Source organism: Pseudomonas sp. SO81 (assembly GCF_030374125.1).
Classification (GTDB): domain Bacteria; phylum Pseudomonadota; class Gammaproteobacteria; order Pseudomonadales; family Pseudomonadaceae; genus Aquipseudomonas.
Genome location: NZ_CP126126.1, coordinates 3,367,374 through 3,386,845, shown reverse-complemented (window position 1 = coordinate 3,386,845; position 19,472 = coordinate 3,367,374). Strand labels below are relative to the sequence as shown.

The following is a 19,472-nucleotide window of genomic DNA, read 5'->3' as shown; positions in this document are numbered from 1 at the left end:
ATCAGGCGTCCGGAATCGGCTGGAACGGGGTTTCCTTGTCCGTGCGTTCCGGCTTGATCCAGGCGGCGCGGCCGACCTTGATCGCGTAGAACAGCACGCTGAGCACCACGAACAGGAACAGCACGGTCAGCACCGAGTTGGTGTAGGCGTTGAAGATCACGTGCTGCATCTGGCCGATGTCCTTGGCCGGAGCCAGGACCTGACCGGCGTCCAGAGCATCGCTGTACTTCTTGGCCAGGGCCAGGAAGCCGACGGCCGGGTTCGGGTCGAGCAGCTTGATCAGGCCGGCGGTGGTGGTGCAGATCAGCAGCCAGCAGGCCGGCACCAGGGTGACCCAGACGTAGCGCTGACGCTTCATCTTGATCAGCACCACGCTGCCGAGCATCAGGGCGATACCGGCGAGCATCTGGTTGGAGATGCCGAACAGCGGCCACAGGGTGTTGATGCCGCCCAGCGGATCGACCACGCCCTGGTACAGCAGCCAGCCCCACATCGCCACGCAGCCGGCGGTGGCGATCACGTTGGCGCCCCAGGATTCGGTCTTCTTCAGGGCCGGCACGAAGTTGCCGAGCAGGTCCTGCAGCATAAAGCGACCCGCCCGCGTCCCCGCATCCACCGCGGTCAGGATGAACAGCGCTTCGAACAGAATGGCGAAGTGGTACCAGAACGCCATGGTGTTCTCGCCCGGCAGCACGCTGTGGAGGATCTGCGCGATACCCACGGCGAGAGTCGGCGCACCGCCGGCACGGGCCAGGATGGTGTGCTCGCCGATGTCCTTGGCCACGGCTTCCAGCGCGTCAGGCGTGATGGCGAAGCCCCAGCTGCTGACGGTGGCGGCCACGGCGGCGGCGTCGGAGCCGACCACGGCGGCCGGGCTGTTCATGGCGAAGTACACGCCCGGCTCGATCACCGAGGCGGCGACCATGGCCATGATGGCGACGAACGACTCCATCAGCATGCCGCCATAGCCGATGTAGCGCGCGTGCGACTCGTTGGCCAGCAGCTTCGGCGTGGTGCCCGAGCTGATCAGCGCGTGGAAGCCCGAGACGGCGCCACAAGCGATGGTGATAAACAGGAACGGGAACAGGGTGCCCTTCCACACCGGGCCGGTGCCGTCGGTGAACTGGGTCAGCGCCGGCATTTTCAGCTCGGGCATGACCACCAGGATGCCGATGGCCAGGGCGATGATGGTGCCGATCTTGAGGAAGGTCGACAGGTAGTCACGCGGGGCGAGGATCAGCCACACCGGCAGCACCGCTGCGACGAAGCCATAGCCGATCAGCATCCACGTGATCTGCACGCCGGTGAAGGTGAAGGCTGGGCCCCAGGTCGGGTCGGCCGCCACCTGGCCGCCGGCCCAGATCGAGGCCAGCAGCAGGACCACGCCGATCACCGAAATCTCGCCGATGCGCCCTGGGCGGATGTAGCGCATGTACACGCCCATGAACACCGCGATGGGGATGGTCGCCATCACCGTGAACATGCCCCATGGGCTTTCGGCCAGGGCCTTGACCACGATCAGCGAGAGCACCGCGAGGATGATGATCATGATCAGGAAGGCGCCGAACAGGGCGATGGTGCCCGGAATCTGGCCCATCTCCTCGCGCACCAGCTCGCCCAGCGAGCGGCCGTTACGGCGGGTAGAGATGAACAGGACCATGAAGTCCTGCACCGCACCGGCCAGCACCACGCCGGCGATCAGCCACAGCGTGCCTGGCAGGTAGCCCATCTGCGCGGCGAGCACCGGGCCGACCAGCGGGCCGGCGCCAGCGATGGCAGCGAAATGGTGGCCGAAGAGGATGTGCTTGTTGGTCGGCACATAGTCCAGACCATCGTTATTGAGCAGCGCCGGGGTGGCGCGAGTCGGGTCCAGCTGCATCACCTTGGTGGCGATGAACAGGCTGTAGTAGCGGTAGGCAACGAGATAGAGGGAGACGGCCGCCACCACTATCCACAAGGCGTTGATGGCTTCGCCGCGGCGCAGCGCCACGACTCCCAAGGCACAGGCGCCCACCACTGCCAGCACTGCCCAGGGCAGGTGGCGCAGGAGGCTATTGTTATTGTTCATGATTACTCCTAACCAATGGACAGACAGGCTGCCGCTGAAGCTTAGACGCTGGATGGCACCTGCATTATTCGACCTTGGTCTAGTACGCATCTCCGCACCGCCAACGGGGGTAAACTAGCGCCCTTTTCGGCGACCGCCAGGATGCTACGCCGCATGCTTCATCACCTTCACCGCCCCGTTATCGTCCTGCTCCTGGCCAGCCTTCTCGGCTGCGCCGAGGAGCGTGCCGCGCCGCTGGATCAGCAGCTGTATATCTGGCAACGCCAATGGCGCCCCGCCCACGCCGAGGCCCTGGCGCAGAGCCACGCCGACTTCTCCAGCCTGCGCGTTCTGTCCCTGCAGGCCCACCCGCAGGCCGGCTGGAGCCGCGCTCGCGTCGACCTACAGCTGCTCCGGCGCGACGACCGTCCGCTGATCGCCGTGGTGCGCCTGGACGGCCAGCTGGCGCAGCTTGATTCCGCCGAGATCGGCCGGCAGATCGCCAGTCTATTGCACGACTGGCGCAGCGCCGGCCTGCGCATGCAGGGCCTGGAGCTCGACCACGACTGCGCCACCGCGCGCCTGCCGGCCTACGCCGCCCTGCTGCGCGAGCTGCGCCAGCAACTGCCGCCCGAACTCGGACTGAGCATCACCGCCCTGCCCGCCTGGCTGGACAGCCCGGCACTGGACGAGGTGCTGGCCGCCGTCGACAGCTCGGTACTGCAGGTGCATGCGGTGCGCGATCCGCAGGACGGCCTATTCGACCCCGAGCAGGCACAGGACTGGGCCGAGCGCTACGGCGAGCGCAGCGAAAAACCCTTCCACCTGGCCCTGCCCGCCTATGGCGTGGGCCTCACCGCAGATGGCCAGGTAGAGAGCGAGACGCCGCTGCGCCAGGGTGGCCCGCGCCGCGAGTTGCGCGCTGATCCGCAGGAGGTCAGCGAGCTGCTGGCCGATCTGCGTCACGAACCGCCGGCACATCTGGCCGGCATCATCTGGTTCCGCCTGCCGCTGGCCGGCGACCGCCGCGCCTGGCCGCTGCCCACCCTGCTCGCGGTGGTGCGCGGCCAGCCCCTGGTGCCGGCCCTGGCCCTGCAGCGCCAGCAGCACGACGGCTTCAGCCAGTTGCAACTGTTCAACAACGGCACCCTGGCCAGCCCGCTGCCCAATCGCATCGAGCTGCCCGCCCGGGCCTGCGCGGCGGCCGACGCCGTGGGCGATTACCGCCTGGAGCGCAGCGCCGAGCGCCTGGCCTTCGTGCGCCAGCGCGACGGCCGGCTGGATGCCGGCGAGCACCGGGCCCTGGGTTGGGCACGCTGCGCACAGATCGATCAAGGAGGCATGCATGTGCAGTTCTAGAACCCTGCTGGCCCTGGCCATAAGCGCGCTGCTGCCGCTCGGCACCGCCCAGGCCTGCGGCCCGGAATTCCCCTACCGCCTGCTCTCCGACCGGGCCGGCGCCCTGGGCGAACTGCCGGAAGGCAACTTCGCCGTCGAAATCGGCCGTCTCGGGCAGGGCGTCCCGGGCCTGGGCCAAGCCGGCAAAGCCACCCTGGAGCCCTACTGGGACGAGGACAACCAGCGCTACATCGACAGCCGCGAGGTGATCGAACAGAAACAGCTCGGCGCCGAGCAGTTCGCCCTGGTCAGCCGCCTGCGCGACCTGAGCGACGCCCGCCAGGCCGAGGCCGAAGGCGCCGAGCTGGCGCCCGAGCTGCGCCTGTATACCGCCGGCGCCGTGGCCTTCGCCCACTACGATATGGCCCTGGCCGCCGACTACTTCCAGCGCGTGCTGGCCCTGCCCGCCGCCGAACGCCCGCTGCGCAGCACCTGGGCCGCCTACTCCCTCGGTCGCGCCCTCGCCGTGCTGGCGGTCAGCGCTCCGGACGCCGTGCTGGACGAAGCTGCCGCCCTGCAGCGCCGGCGCGAGTTGCGCCAGCAAGCCGCCCAGGCCTTCCAACAGACCCGTGCGCTGAGCATCGCCGGCCTCGACGACGCTTTGGAGCTGGGTGTCGCCAGCCTCGGCGAGGAGGCCCGCCTGGCCCTGAGCGAAGGCGACTGGGGCACGGCCATTCGCCTCTACGCCAGCCAGTCCCACCAGGGCTCCAACACCGGCTACACCTCCTTGCGCCAATTGAGCTGGAAGCTCAAGCGGATGAGCGACCAGGAGCTGCAGCCGCTGCTGGCCAGCCTGGAGGTCCAGCAGTTGCTGGTGGCCCAGCTATTCAGCCGGGTGGGCGAATACGAGAGCCCGAACCTGGACAGCCGACGTCTGCTGCGACTGCTGCAGGAGCAAAGCCTGCAGCCGCAGCTCGCCGACCGCCTGGCCGCCCTCAGCTACCAGCAGGGCGACTACGCCAGTGCCCGGCGCTTCGTCGAGCAGGCCGGCGACGGCGGCCTGGCCTGGTGGCTGCGCGCCAAGCTGGCCCTGCAGAGCGGCGACAAGCAGGCCGCCGTACAGGCTTACGCCCGGGCGGCCAAGGCCTTCCCCGTCGAGGAGGACTGGGGCTGGCGGCGCACCGAGAGCTGGGACCACGAGGCGCTCAAGCCGCGCTGCCGCATCGAGGGCGAGATGGCCATCCTGGCACTGGAGCGCGGCGACTACCTGGAGGCCTTCGACCAGCTCTACCGCAGCGGCGACATCTACTGGCAGGACGCCGCCGAAGTGGCCGAGCGGGTGCTCGCCACCGACGAGCTGAAGGCCTATGTGGACGCACGGGTGGCGGCCGCCCCGCCGCTGACCGAGGGCGAGCGGCAGTACTACTGGGACCGCCCGCCGGCCACCGCCCTGCGCGAACTGCTCGGCCGCCGCCTGCTGCGTGAGGGGCGCCATGCCGAGGCCACCCACTACTTTGCCAGCGCCGAGCTGCAGCAGGCCGCCCGCGACTACGCCGCGGCACACGCACAGGCCGAGGACGCCTGGACCGCCATAGGCCGTGCCGAGGGCTACTACGCCGCCGCCAAGCTGGCCCGCGAGCAGGGCCTGGAACTGCTCGGCTACGAGCTGTCGCCCGACATGGCCTGGAGCGGCGGCAATTACGGTCCGGAAAAACCGCAGCCAGTGCAGGCCGGCGGCCTGCTGAGCGCCGCCGAGGCGCGACTGCAGAATACCCATGCCGCGCAGCCCAACCAGCGCTTCCACTATCGCTGGGTCGCCGCCGACCTGGCCAATCAGGCCGCCGACCTGTTGCCACCCAGCAGCCAGGCGTTCGCCGCCGTGCTGTGCAAGGCCAGCGGCTGGATCAACTACCGCGACCTCGCCGGCGCCCAGGGTTACTACCAGCGCTATGTAAAGCAGGGCCCCTACGTGGAGTGGGCGGCGAACTTCGGCTTCGACTGCCAGGAGCCGGATTTCGCCGGCGCCCGCCAGCGGCTCTGGGAGGAGCGTGAACGGAACGTGCGCCAGGCCCTGCGGCCGTTCAAGTTCTGGCTGCCGCTGGGCTTGCTGGCACTGCTCGCCTCAGGTATCTACTGGCAGCGCCGGCGACGTGCCTTGGCTATAGTGGATAAAACCGCAGAGGAAACCCGTCATGAGTGATACAACCACCGAGCGTCGGCGCTTCCAGCGCATCGCCTTCGACGCCGCCACCGAGCTCACCCAGGGCGAGCGGCGCTGGACGGTTGCGCTGCACGATGTGTCGCTCAAGGGCCTGCTGGTCAAGCGCCCGCGCGACTGGAACGGTGACCCCGACCAGCCTTTCATCGCCAGCATCAGCCTGGATGCCGACACCCGCCTGCAGATGGAAGTGGTACTGACCCGCACCCGCGACGAGCTGCTCGGCTTCGTCTGCCGGCATATCGACCTGGACTCCATCAGCCACCTGCGCCGCCTGGTCGAACTCAACCTGGGCGACGAAAGCCTGCTGGAGCGCGAACTGGCCGCCCTGGGCGAGGAAGACTGACGCCGGCGTGGCATGAAAAGAGGGCGCCCATGGGCGCCCTTCGTTTATCAGCCTCGGCGCAACGTGCCGAGCTTCTGGCGCCGCGCCTGCACCCGCCGCACACCGATGCTCGCCTCACGGCGCTCCTCGATGCTATCCCTGGGCCTTCCCGGCTCGTAGTTGAGGGTTCTGGCAAACAGATCGAAGAACAGGAACATGGGCAATCTCCGTTATGAACATGGCCCCATGTTCCTCCTCCTGTGTGACGCAAAGATTGATCTGCGCCAAGCGCGCCCTGCCGGCACCAGCGACAGGGCGCCGCAGGGGCATCACTCGAACAGCGCGTCCAGCGCCTGCTCCAGGCGCGTCACCGCGATCACCTGCAGGCCGGCCGGCGCCTCCTTGGGCGCATTGCCCTTGGGCACGATGGCGCGCTTGAAGCCGTGCTTGGCCGCCTCTTTCAGGCGCTCCTGGCCACTGGGCACCGGGCGGATCTCGCCGGACAGGCCGATCTCGCCAAACACCAGCAGGTCGTGCGGCAGCGGCTTGTTGCGCAGGCTGGAGATCACCGCGGCCATCAGGGCCAGGTCGGACGCCGTTTCCAGCACCTTCACCCCGCCGACCACGTTGAGGAACACGTCCTGGTCATAGGTAGGGATGCCGCCGTGGCGGTGCAGCACGGCCAGGAGCATGGCCAGGCGGTTCTGATCCAGGCCCAGGGTCACCCGCTTGGGGTTGGCCATATGGCTGGTATCGACCAGCGCCTGCACCTCTACCAGCATCGGTCGGGTGCCCTCCCAGGTGGCCATCACCACACTGCCGGGCACCGCCTCCTGGGCGCGGGTGAGAAAGATCGCCGAGGGGTTGGTGACTTCCTTGAGGCCCTTGTCGGTCATGCCGAACACGCCCAGCTCGTTGACCGCGCCGAAGCGGTTCTTCACCGCGCGCAGCAGGCGCAGGCGGCCGTCGGACTCGCCCTCGAAATACAGCACCGTGTCGACCATATGCTCCAGCACGCGCGGGCCGGCCAGGGCGCCTTCCTTGGTCACGTGGCCGACCAGGAAGATCGCCGTGCCGCTCTGCTTGGCGTAGCGCACCAAGAGCGCAGCGCTCTCGCGCACCTGGGCCACGCCGCCGGGGGCGGATTGCAGCTGCTCGGTGAAGATGGTCTGGATCGAGTCGATCACCATCACCTTGGGCTGCTCGCGCCGCGCCACGTCGATGATCGACTCGATGCAGGTCTCGGTCATCACCTTGAGCTTGTCCTGCGGCAGCTCCAGCCGGCGCGCGCGCATGGCCACCTGCTGCTGGGACTCCTCACCGGTGACGTACAGGGCCGGCAGGCGCTGGGCGATATTGCACAGGGTCTGCAGCAGGATGGTGGACTTGCCGATGCCGGGGTCGCCGCCGATCAGCACCACGGAGCCATCCACCAGGCCGCCGCCGAGCACCCGGTCCAGCTCGCCGGAGACGGTGGAGAAGCGCGGCACCTCCTCGACGCTGACCTCGGCCAGGGTCTTGATCTGCGCCTGCTGCCCGGCCCAGCCGCCACGCCCGGACGGTGCAGCGGCGCCGCCGCTCTCGATCATGGTCTCGTTCAGGGTATTCCAGGCCCCGCACTCGCCGCACTGCCCGGCCCACTTGGGAAAGGTCGCGCCGCACTCGGTGCAGCCGTACATGCGCTTGGCCTTGGCCATGGAAATCTCCACCCGCTGAAAAACGGCGATAATAACGTCCTTGCCACCACGAATCGCCCACCATGCATGAGGAAATCATCGAACACCCCAGCGCCGCCCAGAGCGCCGAGCTGCAGCAGCGCTTCCAGGAGTTCGTCCAGCAGCGTCTGCAGCTACCAGACGAGTCGGCCGACCGGCCCCTGCTGATAAACCTGCGCGACGATGCCGGCGAGCTGATTGCCGGTATTCTCGCCAATGCCTACTGGGATGGCCTGGAGATCGATACCCTGTGGGTGGCCGAACAGCATCGCGGCCGCGGCTTGGGCGCCGATCTGCTGCAACGTGCCGAGGCCTATGGCCGCAGCCAGGGCGCCCTGGTTGCCTACCTGAAGACGGTGGAGGCCCGAGCCTTCTATGAGAAGCAGGGCTATCAACTGTTCGGCACTCTAGAAGACCGCCCCCGTGGCACCCTGCTCCACCACCTGAAGAAGCGTCTGGACTGACATGCATATCGAACTCGTGCCCGCCACTGCCGACCAGCTGCCGCTGATCGCCAATCTCTACCAGTACTACGCCTACGAGTCGTCGGACTGGGAGGAGGAAGAGGTGGAGGCCGACGGGCGCTTCTATATCCACGAGCCGCACCTGCAACGCTACTGGCAGGAAGCGGACTGGAGCGCCAGCCTGATCCTGGCGGACGGCTTCATCGCCGGCTTCCTGCTGATCGAGCGCAGCGAGCTGGCGGGCATCGACGCCCTGGAACTGGCCGACCTGTTCATCCTCAAGAAGTACCGCCGCCAGGGCATCGGCCGCGCCCTGGCGCAGCAGGTGCTGAGCCGGGGCGGTACCTGGCTGGTGCGCTTCTATGGCCAGGACGAACTGGCCGCGGCCTTCTGGCGCAAGATACTCGCCGAGCTGCCACTGGGTTCACGGCAGGTCTGGCCGGAGGACGACCCCGAGCTGATCAGCTACCTGGTCAATCCGCCGCTGCACTGAGCCAATCTAGCCGCCGCAGGCGTTGCCGCAACCGCAGCACTGCCCGGCGGCGCGCTTGAGCTGGCGCGCCAGATCGTCCTTGAGCGCCACGCGCGCCTGCTTGAGGCGAGCGAGGGAGGCGTCGTCGAGCAGCTCGATGCCCTCCTCGACTCGGCAGATGCGCTTGTCCAGCACCTCGTATTCCTCGGCCTGCTGGGCGAAGCGCTGATCGTCGCGGCGCAGGCGCTGCAGCTCGGCGCGCAGCTCGGAAAAGTCCTGGGTCAACGGATGGTGTTCGACATGCATGGGCTCGGCTCCTGAAACAGATGACCCAGCCTAGCCGGGCAGCCTCGCCCGGCCATTGACCCGGATCAAGCCGCGGCGACCGTCCGCCGCCTGAGCTACGCCGGCAGCGGCCCTGAGCTAGTCTGAACAGACACGTCACCACTGGGAGTGCCCCCTATGCCGCTCGAACACCACCCACTGGCCCGCGAATTCCCCGAATACCGCCAGCAACTGCAGGCCCTGCACGCCACGGATGCGCACTTCGCCCAGCTGGCGCAGCACTACGAGACCCTCGACAAGCGCATCTACGAAGTGGAAGACGGCCGCCAGGCCATGGACGACCTGGCCCTGCATGCCCTGAAGAACGAACGGGTACAACTCAAGGACCAGATCGCCGAGCGCTTGCGCAAGGCCAACGGCGCCTGACACCTTTCGCAAAAGCGAGCCGGCCAGCGCAGCCGGCTTCAGCCACCTCGGCCGACCAGGAGTACGCTCGACCATGACCTCGAATCCAGGTTGCTCCGCTTGCCGCGAAGGCAAGGGGCTGGACTTCCCTATCAGCATGGCCTTTCAACCCATAGTCGATCTGCGCCAGGGCCTGGTCTTCGCCCACGAGGCGCTGGTTCGGGGCAGCGCCGGCGAATCGGCCGGCAGCCTGCTGGCACGAGTCGACGCCGACAACCGCTACGCCTTCGACCAGAGCTGCCGCATCCAGGCCGTGGAGTGGGCCGCCCGCCTGCAACTGCCGGCCAGGCTGTCGATCAACTTCATGCCCAACGCGGTCTACCGCGCGGAGACCTGCATCCGCGCCACGCTGGAGGCGGCGAGACGCTGCCGGTTCCCGCTGGAGCGGATCATCTTCGAGGTCACCGAGCAGGAGCAGGTGCTGGACATTCCGCACCTGACCGAGATCCTGCGCGCCTACCGGGCCCAGGGCTTCATGACCGCCATCGATGACTTCGGCGCCGGCTATGCCGGGCTCAACCTGCTGGCCGATTTCCAGCCCGACCTGATCAAGCTCGACATGGACCTGATCCGCGGCATCGACGGGGACCGGGTGCGCCAGGTCCTGGTCGAAAGCGTGCTCGACATGTGCCGCCGGCTCGGCATCGAGGTGATCGCCGAGGGTATCGAGACCCGGGGCGAGCTCGAGTGCCTGCGGCAGATGGGCGTGGGCCTGTTCCAGGGCTATCTGCTGGCCAAGCCGGGCTTCGAGTCGCTGCCCGAGGTGCACTACCCGGCCTAGGGTACACTTGCCGTCATAACCAGAAACCCAGGGAGTGAAACATGAGTATCCTCAGTGAATTCAAGGCCTTCGCGGTCAAGGGCAATGTGGTCGACATGGCCGTCGGTATCATCATCGGCGCCGCCTTCGGCAAGATCGTCAGCTCCTTCGTCGGCGACGTGGTCATGCCACCGATCGGCCTGCTGATCGGCGGGGTCGACTTCTCCGACCTGGCCATCACCCTCAAGGCCGCCGAGGGTGATATCCCGGCCGTGGTGCTGAGCTACGGCAAGTTCATCCAGACCGTGCTCGACTTCGTCATCGTCGCCTTCGCCATCTTCATGGGGGTCAAGGTGATCAACAAGCTCAAGCGCGAGGAAGCCGCAGCGCCGACCGTGCCGCCGGCACCGACGCCGGAGGAAGTGCTGCTGACGGAGATTCGCGATCTGCTGAAGAACCAGCAGAAGCAGTAGGCACCCGGACAAAGAAAAACGGCGCCCGCGGGCGCCGTTTTCATTTTCACTGCGGCTCGGGAGTGAGCAACAGGCGGCTGACCCGCCGCTCGTGCACCTCGTCAACACGCATGCACCAGCCGGCGTAGCGCACCTCGTCGCCCACCACCGGCAGGCGGTCGAGCAGGCTCATCACCAGGCCGGCGAGGGTCTGGTAGTCCTCGGTAGCCTGGGCCTGCAGGCCGATGCGCGAACGCAGCAGGGCCAGGTTGAGCGCGCCGCTGACGCGGAAGCCGGCGCCGGCCGGTTCGATGTCCGGGCCGTCCACCTCGCTGGCATCCGGCAGTTCGCCGGCGATGGCCTCGAGGATGTCGGTCAGGGTCAGCAGGCCGACGAAGCCGCCGAACTCGTTGACCACGAAGGCCACGTGGGCCTGGGCCTCACGCATCTGCTCCAGGGCGCCGAGCACCGCGCAGCTGTCCGGCAGGTTGAGCGGCCGGCGCAGCAGGCTCTCGATGTCCGGCTGCTGGTCCTGCAGCAGTTCCTTGAGCAGCTCCTTCTTGTGCACGAAGCCCAGCGGCTCGTCCACCTGGCCGCCGCGAATCACCAGCAGGCGCGAGTGCGGCGATTCCAGCAGAGCCTGGCGGATCTGCTCCGGGGCATGGGCCAGGTCGATATGGTCGACCTGCATGCGGTCGGTCATCACCGTCTTGATCGACTGCTCGGCCAGGCCCAGCACGCCACGGATCATCACCCGCTCGCGGCGGTCGAACAGCGCCGCCTCACCGGCGCCGCCCTCCAGCATATCGGCGATCTCCTCGCCCACCTCGTCGGCCTCGACCTTGCCGCCGAGCAGGCGCAACACCGCATGGGCGGTCCGTTCGCGCAGGCCGCGGCCGTCCTGCAGCTGGCGCTTGCGCTTGTGCCGCACCAACTGGTTGGCCGCCTCGATGAGGATGGAGAAGCCGATGGCCGCGTACAGGTAGCCCTTGGGAATATGGAAGCCCAGGCCTTCGGCGGTCAGGCTGAAGCCGATCATCATCAGGAAGCCCAGGCACAGCATGATCACCGTCGGGTGGGCGTTGACGAAGGCGGTCAGCGGCTTGCTGGCGACGATCATCAGGCCGATGGAGACGATCACGGCGATCATCATCACTTCCAGGTGCTCGACCATGCCCACGGCGGTGATCACCGCGTCCAGGGAGAACACCGCATCGAGCACCACGATCTGCGCCACCACCGGCCAGAACAGCGCATAGGTGCGGCTGCCGCCCGGCTGATGGGTACGACCCTCGAGGCGCTCGTGCAGCTCCATGGTGGCCTTGAACAGCAGGAACACACCACCGAACAGCATGATCAGGTCACGCCCCGAGAAGCTCTTGCCGAACACCTCGATCAGCGGCTCGGTCAGGGTCACCAGCCAGGAAATACTGGCCAGCAGGCCCAGGCGCATGATCAGCGCCAGGCTCAGGCCGATCAGTCGCGCACGGTCGCGCAGGTGTGGCGGCAGCTTGTCGGCGAGGATCGCGATGAACACCAGGTTGTCGATGCCGAGGACGATCTCCAGGACGATCAGCGTCAGCAGGCCGAGCCACGCGGTGGGGTCGGCCATCCATTCGAAGATCATGCTTTCCTCCGGGCAGGCGTCGACGCAGCGCAGGCACGGTAGACGTGGCGCAGGGCGTATCGTTCAGGTGAATTCAGCAGCAGACGCGCGCAGGCGTCGAGGGAGGGGTGGCCACTCGGGGGTGGCTGGCAACAGTCGCTGTCCATGGGTTCCGCAGGTGAAAAAAGGGACGGCCATCCTAACGGCACGACCGCCCATTCCTAAGCGGGAAAAAGTTACCAATTCTTAACGGTGCGGCGCGAACCGCTCTACCAGTAGTTCTCCACCGCCACCTGCCCGGGGCGACGGGTCAGCGCCAGGTTGAGGTTGCGCGCCTTGAGCACCGCGCGGGTGTCCTCGATCATCTGCGGATTGCCGCAGAGCATGATGCGCGAATGCTCGGGCGCAAGCTCCAGACCGGCGGCGCGCTCCAGCTCGCCGTTCTCGATCAGCGTGGTGACCCGCGCATCGAGCGCACCGGGCACCCGCTCGCGGGTCACCACCGGCACGTAGGTCAGCTTGTGTCCGGCCCCCTCCAGCCACTCGCGCTGCGGCAGCTCGGCGATCAGTTCCTGATAGGCCAGCTCGCCACGGTCACGGGCGCTGTACACCAGCACGATACGCTCGAAGCGCTGCCAGGCCTCCAAGTCCTGCAGGATCGACAGGAAGGGCGCCAGCCCCGTCCCGGTGCCGATCAGCCACAGGTCGCGGCCATCCGGGAAGCGGTCGAGGGTGAGGTAACCGGTGGCCTGTTTCTCCACCAGCAACTCGTCGCCGGCCTTGAGGCGACTCAGCTCGGAAGTGAACTCGCCGCCGGGCACCACGATGGAGAAGAACTCCAGGTACTCGTCATGCGGCGCCGAGACCACCGAATAGGCGCGCCACACCACCGAGCCGTCGGCCTTGCGCACGCCCAGGCGCACGAACTGCCCGGCGCGAAAGCGAAAACCGGCGTCGCGGGTGCAGGTCAAGCTGAACAGACTGGGCGACCAGACCCGCACGTCGGTGAGGGTCTGGCGGGTGAACTTCTCTTCGCTGGCGGTCATGGCGTTCCCTTCTTCACGTACGCGCAGTCTCGCGCAAAGAGCGCCGGACAAACACCATCAGTTAGCAGGGATTAGCGGCGATTGACGGTCTGCGCGGCGCGCAGCATGTCGGCGCCGATCTCTGCCTCGTACTGTTTCCACAGCGGCTGCATGGCGGTCCGCCAGGCGGCGCGCTCGTCCTTGCTGAGGGCGATGACACGGGCGCGACCGGCGCCGACCAGCTGCTCGCGGCCCTGGCGATTGAGCTGCTCGGCGTCCTTGTTCACCTGGGTGGTGACCTCCTCGACTATCGCCTCCAGCTCGCTGCGGGTGGCGTAGGGAATGCTCTGCCAGAACGACGAACTGCTGATCAGCATGTAGTTGAGCGAGCCGTGGTTGGTCTCGGTGATGAACGGCTGGGCACTGTCGAAGCCCGTGGCGGCCATGTTCGACCAGGCGTTCTCGGTGCCCTGCACGGTGCCGGCCTGCAGCGCCTTGAGCGACTCACCGAAGGGAATGCGCTTGGCCTGGGCGCCGAGGGCGGCGAACTGGGCCTCCAGCACGCTGGACGCCTGGATGCGGAAGGCCAGGCCCTTGGCATCGACCGGCGCGCGCAGCTCGCGGGTGGCGGAGAGCTGCTTCATGCCGTTGTTCCAGAAGGCCAGGCCGTAGATGTTCTGCCCGGCCATGGAGCGCAGCAGCTCGCGGCTCTTCTCGCGGCGCTGGAAGCGCTTGACCGCCTCCAGGTCATCGAACAGGAACGGCAGGTCGAACACCTGCAGCTGCTTGGTGTAGGCCTCGAACTTGGACACCGAGGGCGCCAGCATCTGCACCTCGCCACGCTGCAGGGCGGCCATTTCGTCGGCATCGCCGAACAGCGTGGAGTCGGGGTAGACCTCGACCTTCACCGCACCGCCCAGGCGTTCCGCCACCAGGCGCTGGAACAGCAGGGCGCCGCGGCCCTTGGGCGTGTCGTTGGCGACCACGTGGGAGAACTTGATCAGGATCGGCTGGGCCTCGGCGCGCAGCGGCGCGGAGAACAACAGGGAAAGCGACAGACAGGCAGCGAACAGGTACTTCATGAACTTCCTTGCGGCAATGCAATAGCGGCACCCCGCAAGACTTGCGGGGCGAATGATGGTTTTGGTTTGTGCGGCCACTGGGGCCGGAGGTTCGGACGGTGCCTGCGCTCAGGTCGCGCGGCCATCCGATTTGTTGTTGGACATGCCACCCATTGCGGAACTTCGGCGGCGGCAAGTGACTGCATATTCTCCGGATTGCACCTTGGAGTCACAAGCCGCCTGTTTCTCACTTCGAGACATTTCCCTATGCATCTAGGACAATGCCGCCTGCCCCGCCTATCGATCCCGCCGCCATGCCGACTCTCGCCACGCCCTTCGCCCAGCTCGACCTGATCCGCCAGCCGGAGATGGCCAACGAGCCGCTGCAAGCCTTCGACGCCGCCGACGAGTACCTGCTCGCCCATGTCCACGAACTGGGCCTGGCGGCGGACAGCCGCGTGCTACTGCTCAACGACGGCTTCGGCGCCCTGGCCTGCTCGCTGGCCGCGCACTGCCGGGTGACCAGCAGTGGTGATTCGCACTTGGGCTACCTGGCCCTGCAGAAGAACCTGGCGCGCAATGGCCTGCCCGCCGACAGCGTGCGCTTCGTGCCGGCCAGCGAGACCGTGCAGGGCCCGTTTGACCTGGTGCTGCTGCACGTACCCAAGACCCTAGCCTTGTTGGAAGAGCAGCTGATCCGCCTGCACGGCCAGCTGGCGCCCGGAGCCAAAGTGATCGCCGGCGCCATGATCAAGCACCTGCCGCGCACTGCGGGGGATCTGATGGAGCAGTACATCGGCCCGCTGCAAGCCTCGCTGGCGGTGAAGAAGGCGCGCCTGCTGACGGCCACGGCCGAAGCCAGACCGGCGCCGACCTCGCCCTACCCGACCCGCTACCGGCTCGACAAGCCGGCGTTGGAATTGATCAACCATGCCAATGTGTTCTGCCGCGAGGGCCTGGATATCGGCACCCGCGCCTTCCTGCCGCATCTGCCGAAGCGCCTGGTGGCGCAGCGCGTGGCCGACCTGGGCTGCGGCAACGGCGTGCTGGCCATCGCCTACGCCCTGGCCAACCCCGCGGCCGAACTGACCCTGGTGGACGAGTCCTACATGGCCGTGCAGTCCGCCGCGGAAAACTGGCGTGCGGCGCTCGGCGAGCGTGCGGCGACCTTCCGTGCCGCCGACGGCCTGGCCGACCAGCCGGCCGACTCGCTCAACCTGGTGCTGTGCAACCCGCCCTTTCACCAGCAGCAGGTGGTCGGCGACTTCCTCGCCTGGCGCATGTTCCAGCAGGCCCGCGCGGCGCTGGTCACCGGTGGCGAGCTGTGGATAGTCGGCAACCGCCACCTCAGCTACCACGCCAAGCTCAAGCGCCTGTTCCGCGGCGTTGAGCAGGTCGCGGCGAATCCCAAGTTCGTGGTGCTCAAGGCCACCAAGTAGCCCGGATGCAATCCGGGATAGCACACGGGCTCCATTTCGCCCTATGGGCATATGCACGAACGCCCCCCTCTCCCCCCCGGGAGAGGGCTGGGGTGAGGGGCAGCGGGCAACGCAGGCTCACCCCGCTCGCCGTAGCGCTGCCCTCCTGCGGATACGCGCCGCCGAGTCACTGCGACAAATTGCCCAGTGCGACAATCCGCCGGCTACGACCGCAGCGGCAGAGCGCGGATGATTGACCCAGATCAATCTCCGGAGTGGCCATTCATGTTCGGCCTCGATGCACTGGAACTGGCACGCATCCAGTTCGCCTTCACCGTCTCCTTCCACATCATCTTCCCCGCCATCTCCATCGGCCTGGCCAGTTACCTGGCCGTGCTCGAAGGCCTGTGGCTGAAGACCAACAAGGAGGTCTACTACGACCTCTACCGCTTCTGGCTGCAGATCTTCGCCGTGACCTTCGGCATGGGCGTGGTCTCCGGGGTGGTGATGAGCTACCAGTTCGGCACCAACTGGAGCCAGCTGTCCACGGCGGCCGGCAGCATCATGGGCCCGCTGCTGACCTACGAGGTGCTCACCGCGTTCTTCCTCGAAGCGGGCTTCCTGGGGATCATGCTGTTCGGCCTGAACAAGGTCGGCCGCGGCCTGCACTTCTTCGCCACCCTGATGGTGGCCATCGGCACGCTGATCTCGACCTTCTGGATCCTCTCCTCGAACAGCTGGATGCACACGCCGCAGGGCTTCACCCTGGTCGACGGCGTGTTCACCCCGGATTCCTGGTGGGACATTGTGTTCAACCCGTCCTTCCCCTATCGCCTGGCGCACATGGCGGTGGCTGCCTTCCTCAGTACCGCCTTCGTGGTCGGCGGCACCGCGGCCTGGCACCTGCTCAAGGGCAAGCGCGATCCGGCCACCCGCATGATGTTCTCCATGGCCCTGTGGATGGCGCTGATCGTCGCGCCGATCCAGGCCGTGATCGGCGACTTCCACGGCCTCAACACCCTCAAGTACCAGCCGGCCAAGGTGGCGGCGATGGAGGGTCACTGGGAGACCGAGAAGGGCGTGCCGCTGCTGCTGTTCGGCATCCCCGACATGCAGGAAGAGACCACCAAATACGCCATCGGCGTGCCACGCCTGGCCAGCCTGATCCTCACCCACGAGCTGGACGGCGAGATCAAGGGCCTCAAGGAATGGGCGCCGGAAGACCGGCCGAATGCGCTGATCGTGTTCTGGAGCTTCCGCGTGATGGTCGGTCTGGGCCTGCTGATGATCCTCTGCGGCGTGCTCGGCCTGTGGCTGCGCCGTGGCGACAAGGTCTACGAGACCAAGGGCTTCCAGCGCCTGATGCTGCTGATGGGCCCGAGCGGGATCATCGCCCTGCTGGCCGGCTGGGTGACCACCGAAGTGGGCCGCCAGCCCTGGGTGATCTACGGCCTGCTGCGCACCTCAGATGCCGCCTCCAACCACAGCGCCACGCAGATGGGCGTGTCGCTGGTGCTGTTCGTGGTGGTGTATTTCGCCGTGTTCGGCGTCGGCATCACCTACCTCCTGCGCATGATGCGCAAGGGTCCGGTGCTGGGCCTGATCAGCGCACAGATCGCCGAGCACGGCGGCCCCGGCCATAGCCGTACGCCGGCACGCCCGCTGTCCGCTTCCGCGGAAAGCGTGGATGACGAAGGCGTCGACAACCTGAGCAACGAGGAGAAACGCCCATGAGCATCGACCTGCCGCTGATCTGGGCCGGGGTGATCGCCTTCGGCATCTTCATGTACGTGGTGATGGACGGCTTCGACCTGGGGATCGGCATCCTCTACCCGTTCTTCCGCGACAAGGACGAGCGCGACGCCATGATGAACACCGTGGCGCCGATCTGGGACGGCAACGAGACCTGGCTGGTGCTGGGCGGCGCGGGGCTGTTCGCCGCCTTCCCGCTGGCCTACTCGGTGGTGCTCACGGCGCTGTACCTGCCGCTGGTGATCATGCTGATCGCGCTGATCTTCCGCGGCGTGGCCTTCGAGTTCCGCTTCAAGGCCAAGCGCACCCGTCATGTGTGGGACGCCGCCTTCATCTGGGGCTCCATCGTCGCCACCTTCGCCCAGGGCGTGGTGCTGGGTGCCTTTATCGAGGGCATCAAGGTGGAGAACCGCGCCTTCGCCGGCGGCCCGTTCGACTGGCTGGCGCCCTTCCCGCTGTTCTGCGGCGCCGGCCTGGTGGTCGGCTACGCCATGCTCGGCTGCGCCTGGCTGCTGATGAAGACCGAGGGCAAGCTGCGCCACAAGATGTACAAGCTGATGCTGCCGCTGACCTGCCTGCAGCTGCTGTTCATCGCCGCCGTGAGCATCTGGACGCCGCTGGCCCACGAGAGTATCGCCCAGCGCTGGTTCACCCTGCCCAACCTGTTCTACTTCATGCCGGTGCCGACCCTGGTGGCGGTGACCGTTCTCGGCATCGTCCGCGCCGTGCACCTGAAGATCGACTGGCAGCCGTTCGTGCTCACCCTGGCGCTGATCGCCCTGGCCTACGCCGGCCTGGCCATCAGCCTGTGGCCGAACATCATCCCGCCATCGGTGAGCATCTGGGAGGCCTCGGCGCCCGCCAGCAGCCAGGCCTTCGCCCTGGTCGGCGTGGTCATGATGGTGCCGATCATCCTGATCTACACCGCCTACAGCTACTGGGTGTTCCGCGGCAAGGTGGTCGTCGGCGAGGGGTACCACTAGATGAACCAGAGCAAACCACCCCTGGCCCAGCGCCTGGCCTGGTTCGCCGCCCTCTGGCTGGGCGGCGTGCTGGCCGTGGGCATCCTCGCCTACGCCATCAAGTGGGGCATGGGTCTGGCCTAGTGGGCCAGGCGGGGATCTCTGCTCAGGCGTTCATAGAGGAAGTCGGAGAGCGCGCGGATACGCCCCACCCGGCGCAGGTCGGGGTGGGTGAGAATCCAGATCGGCGTATCCAGCTCAGGCCGCGGCTCCGCCAGCCGCACCAGCTCTGCGCAGCCCTCGGCCAGCGGACAGAGCAGCAGCCCCAGCCCCATGCCCTGGCGCACGCACTGCAGCATGCCGACCAGGCTGTCGCTGCGCGCCACCACCTGCTCGGTGGACACATGCTCGGACAGCCAGCCGGCCTGCCTGAGATGCCCCAGCGACTCATCGAGGCCAACCCACAGGTGCTCGGCCAGGGGCCGCTCACCCGTCCTCGCCAGGTAGTCGCGCGAACCGTAGAGCGCGGTCTGGATGCGTCCGGCGCAGCGTCCCAGCAGGTGCTCGGGCGGCTCGTGGGTGCCGCGCACCGCCATGTCCGCTTCCCGCGGCGCCAGGCGTAGGAACTCATTGCGGCTGACCAGCTGCAGGCTGACGGCGCTGTGCTGGCGCTGGAAATCGGCCAGTAGCGGGGTGAGCAGGCTGGTAAACAGGGTGTCGGTGGACGTCAGGCGGATGTGGCCGCGGATCTGCTGCTCCAGCCCGCGCACCTGGCGCTCGGCGCCACTGATCTGCTCGTCCAAGCCGCCCAGGCGCGCCATCAGCTCGTCCCCGGCCGGAGTCAGCACATAGCCTCCGGACTGGCGCTGCAGCACGGCGACCCCCAATCCCTGTTCGAAGTGCTGCAGCCGGCGCAGCACAGTGCTGTGGTTGACCCCGAGCTGGCGAGCGGCGCCACTGAGCGAGCCATGCCGGGCAACCGCCAGGAAAAATTGCAGATCACTCCAATCCATCTGTGCATTTCCGCATAACAGAAGTGCAGATACTGCAAATTTTCAGGCATCCATGCAAAGCGCAGACTGGCCATCCATCACCAACTCGGGAGTC

The 19,472-nt window shown here is 67.3% G+C and carries 20 protein-coding genes; 12 read left to right on the top strand and 8 right to left on the bottom strand.

Annotated features, from left to right (window positions below):
- Position 1 precedes the first annotated feature (1 nt).
- On the bottom strand, positions 2-2,068 hold the full coding sequence (locus OH686_RS15820; protein ID WP_043308944.1) for a carbon starvation CstA family protein: 2,067 nt from the start codon (positions 2,066-2,068) through the stop codon (positions 2-4).
- Between the two features lie 153 nt (positions 2,069-2,221).
- Here OH686_RS15820 and OH686_RS15815 point away from each other — a divergent pair, with 153 nt between their 5' ends.
- The 3 genes from OH686_RS15815 to OH686_RS15805 are packed head-to-tail and all read left to right on the top strand — an operon-like array spanning position 2,222 to position 5,949.
- Positions 2,222-3,406: a DUF3142 domain-containing protein gene (locus OH686_RS15815; protein WP_289533821.1), complete on the top strand. Its 1,185-nt coding sequence runs from the start codon at positions 2,222-2,224 to the stop codon at positions 3,404-3,406.
- Positions 3,393-5,585, top strand: coding sequence for a hypothetical protein (locus OH686_RS15810; RefSeq protein ID WP_289533819.1), 2,193 nt, complete (start codon positions 3,393-3,395; stop codon positions 5,583-5,585). The genes OH686_RS15815 and OH686_RS15810 overlap by 14 nt, the downstream gene beginning before the upstream one ends.
- Entirely contained in the window at positions 5,578-5,949 is a 372-nt protein-coding gene (locus tag OH686_RS15805; protein WP_289533818.1) for a PilZ domain-containing protein, read from the top strand. The genes OH686_RS15810 and OH686_RS15805 overlap by 8 nt, the downstream gene beginning before the upstream one ends.
- A gap of 47 nt (positions 5,950-5,996) precedes the next feature.
- Here the strand turns inward: OH686_RS15805 and OH686_RS15800 are convergent, their stop codons facing one another.
- Both OH686_RS15800 and radA read right to left on the bottom strand, forming a co-directional pair.
- The gene (locus tag OH686_RS15800) at positions 5,997-6,146 is read right to left on the bottom strand and encodes a hypothetical protein (protein WP_289533817.1); all 150 of its coding nucleotides are present in this window, start codon (positions 6,144-6,146) and stop codon (positions 5,997-5,999) included.
- Positions 6,147-6,257: 111 nt separating this feature from the next.
- Positions 6,258-7,625, bottom strand: a complete 1,368-nt coding sequence (gene radA / locus OH686_RS15795; protein WP_289533815.1) for a DNA repair protein RadA — start codon at positions 7,623-7,625, stop codon at positions 6,258-6,260.
- Between the two features lie 62 nt (positions 7,626-7,687).
- Here radA and OH686_RS15790 point away from each other — a divergent pair, with 62 nt between their 5' ends.
- Together OH686_RS15790 and OH686_RS15785 are read left to right on the top strand one after the other, a co-directional pair.
- Complete coding sequence (locus OH686_RS15790; protein ID WP_289533813.1) at positions 7,688-8,107, top strand: GNAT family N-acetyltransferase; 420 nt, start codon at positions 7,688-7,690, stop codon at positions 8,105-8,107.
- A 1-nt stretch (position 8,108) separates the two neighbouring features.
- Entirely contained in the window at positions 8,109-8,600 is a 492-nt protein-coding gene (locus OH686_RS15785) for a GNAT family N-acetyltransferase (RefSeq protein WP_289533811.1), read from the top strand.
- A gap of 6 nt (positions 8,601-8,606) precedes the next feature.
- Here the strand turns inward: OH686_RS15785 and OH686_RS15780 are convergent, their stop codons facing one another.
- A complete protein-coding gene (locus tag OH686_RS15780) occupies positions 8,607-8,885 on the bottom strand; it encodes an HP1242/YdcH family protein (RefSeq protein ID WP_289533810.1) in 279 nt (92 codons plus the stop codon).
- Between the two features lie 156 nt (positions 8,886-9,041).
- Between OH686_RS15780 and OH686_RS15775 the strand changes: the two genes are divergently transcribed.
- The 3 genes from OH686_RS15775 to mscL all read left to right on the top strand — a co-directional run bounded on the left by OH686_RS15775 (position 9,042) and on the right by mscL (position 10,562).
- The gene (locus OH686_RS15775; RefSeq protein WP_289533808.1) at positions 9,042-9,290 is read left to right on the top strand and encodes an HP1242/YdcH family protein; all 249 of its coding nucleotides are present in this window, start codon (positions 9,042-9,044) and stop codon (positions 9,288-9,290) included.
- A gap of 73 nt (positions 9,291-9,363) precedes the next feature.
- Entirely contained in the window at positions 9,364-10,110 is a 747-nt protein-coding gene (locus OH686_RS15770) for an EAL domain-containing protein (RefSeq protein ID WP_289533806.1), read from the top strand.
- Between the two features lie 41 nt (positions 10,111-10,151).
- Positions 10,152-10,562, top strand: a complete 411-nt coding sequence (gene mscL / locus OH686_RS15765) for a large-conductance mechanosensitive channel protein MscL (RefSeq protein ID WP_137970860.1) — start codon at positions 10,152-10,154, stop codon at positions 10,560-10,562.
- Between the two features lie 46 nt (positions 10,563-10,608).
- Here mscL and OH686_RS15760 read toward each other — a convergent pair whose 3' ends face one another.
- The 3 genes from OH686_RS15760 to OH686_RS15750 form a co-directional block, all read right to left on the bottom strand.
- Positions 10,609-12,168 carry a TerC family protein gene (locus OH686_RS15760; RefSeq protein ID WP_289533802.1) on the bottom strand — a complete coding sequence of 520 codons (1,560 nt, stop codon included), beginning with the start codon at positions 12,166-12,168 and terminating at the stop codon, positions 10,609-10,611.
- Between the two features lie 248 nt (positions 12,169-12,416).
- A complete protein-coding gene (locus OH686_RS15755; RefSeq protein ID WP_289533800.1) occupies positions 12,417-13,193 on the bottom strand; it encodes a ferredoxin--NADP reductase in 777 nt (258 codons plus the stop codon).
- Between the two features lie 71 nt (positions 13,194-13,264).
- Positions 13,265-14,254, bottom strand: coding sequence for a DctP family TRAP transporter solute-binding subunit (locus tag OH686_RS15750; RefSeq protein WP_289533797.1), 990 nt, complete (start codon positions 14,252-14,254; stop codon positions 13,265-13,267).
- Between the two features lie 293 nt (positions 14,255-14,547).
- On the opposite strand from OH686_RS15750, the gene OH686_RS15745 reads away from it, so the two are divergent.
- The 4 genes from OH686_RS15745 to OH686_RS15730 all read left to right on the top strand — a co-directional run bounded on the left by OH686_RS15745 (position 14,548) and on the right by OH686_RS15730 (position 18,509).
- On the top strand, positions 14,548-15,672 hold the full coding sequence (locus OH686_RS15745; protein WP_289533795.1) for a methyltransferase: 1,125 nt from the start codon (positions 14,548-14,550) through the stop codon (positions 15,670-15,672).
- Positions 15,673-15,936: 264 nt separating this feature from the next.
- Positions 15,937-17,385 carry a cytochrome ubiquinol oxidase subunit I gene (locus OH686_RS15740; protein WP_289533793.1) on the top strand — a complete coding sequence of 483 codons (1,449 nt, stop codon included), beginning with the start codon at positions 15,937-15,939 and terminating at the stop codon, positions 17,383-17,385.
- Positions 17,382-18,386 carry a cytochrome d ubiquinol oxidase subunit II gene (gene cydB / locus OH686_RS15735; protein WP_137970854.1) on the top strand — a complete coding sequence of 335 codons (1,005 nt, stop codon included), beginning with the start codon at positions 17,382-17,384 and terminating at the stop codon, positions 18,384-18,386. Before OH686_RS15740 ends, cydB begins: the two co-directional genes overlap by 4 nt.
- Positions 18,387-18,509, top strand: a complete 123-nt coding sequence (locus OH686_RS15730) for a DUF2474 domain-containing protein (RefSeq protein ID WP_192399617.1) — start codon at positions 18,387-18,389, stop codon at positions 18,507-18,509.
- Here the strand turns inward: OH686_RS15730 and OH686_RS15725 are convergent.
- Positions 18,506-19,378 carry a LysR family transcriptional regulator gene (locus OH686_RS15725; protein ID WP_289533790.1) on the bottom strand — a complete coding sequence of 291 codons (873 nt, stop codon included), beginning with the start codon at positions 19,376-19,378 and terminating at the stop codon, positions 18,506-18,508. The genes OH686_RS15730 and OH686_RS15725 overlap by 4 nt on opposite strands.
- Between the last annotated feature and the right edge of the window lie 94 nt (positions 19,379-19,472).